This window comes from Bacillus sp. mrc49 (assembly GCF_002803435.1).
Genome location: NZ_PHNG01000181.1, coordinates 1 through 902, shown reverse-complemented (window position 1 = coordinate 902; position 902 = coordinate 1). Strand labels below are relative to the sequence as shown.

2 protein-coding genes are annotated in these 902 nt (G+C 45.0%); both read right to left on the bottom strand.

Annotated features, from left to right (window positions below; genetic code table 11):
• Positions 1–480, bottom strand: a 480-nt coding sequence (gene folP, locus CVN76_RS01255) for a dihydropteroate synthase (protein ID WP_100530116.1), incomplete at its 3' end; no start/stop codon positions are given.
• A 164-nt stretch (positions 481–644) separates the two neighbouring features.
• The coding region (locus tag CVN76_RS01250) for a pyridoxal-phosphate dependent enzyme (RefSeq protein WP_157805424.1) at positions 645–902 on the bottom strand (258 nt) is incomplete at its 5' end.

Genomic DNA, 902 nt, shown 5'->3' with positions numbered 1-902 from the left:
GCGAATGAAATGACCATAATCCATATTATCCCTATTATGCATCAAAATAATCGGCACACCAAATTCCGCTGCAACTTTTGCCATCAAGGAATCGGCTTTGCCTCCCCAAATGTCGTTTAATATATGGGCCCCTGCCTTAACAGCTTCCTTGGCCACCTTTGATTTATAGGTATCAATCGATATCGGAATTTCTATGTTCCGGGAAATCGCCTCGATGATCGGAGCGACCCTTTCTATCTCCTGATCATCCGATATCCTCTCATAATTAGGGCGGGTCGACTCACCGCCTATGTCGAGAATATCCGCACCGTCTTTCACCATCCGTTCCGCATGCTTCAAAGCAGCATCTACCCGATTATATTTCCCGCCATCCGAGAAAGAGTCAGGCGTAACATTCAAAATCCCCATAATTAAGGTTTTCTTGCTGTAATCCAATTCATATGAGCCGCATGTAAGTTTAGTCGCTCCTGCTAATGACATCCAACGTTCTCCTCCGCCTAAAGAAATCTATATTAAGAGTTTACCCATTTACACACGCATAGTGCAAGCCATCGGCGAAGATTAGCAGTGGCCTAGACCTTTTTTCTGCAAAAAGAAGAGCAAAGCCCACCGGGGACTTTGCTTCTCATTAAACGAAAGTATTATTACTCAAAGTTATATAGCGGAGTACTTAAGTACCGTTCGCCATTACTCGGGATGATGGCCAGGACCTTTTTGCCTTTTCCCAGTTTTTCAGCAACTTTAACGGCTGCCGCAATGGCGCCTCCAGAAGAAATCCCTCCAAGGATTCCCTCCTCTTTAGCTGCACGGCGGGCATAATCGAATGATTCCTCGGTATTGACTTGAATGATTTCGTCATATAAGTCCGTATTGAGGATACTAGGTACGAATCCCGCACCTAT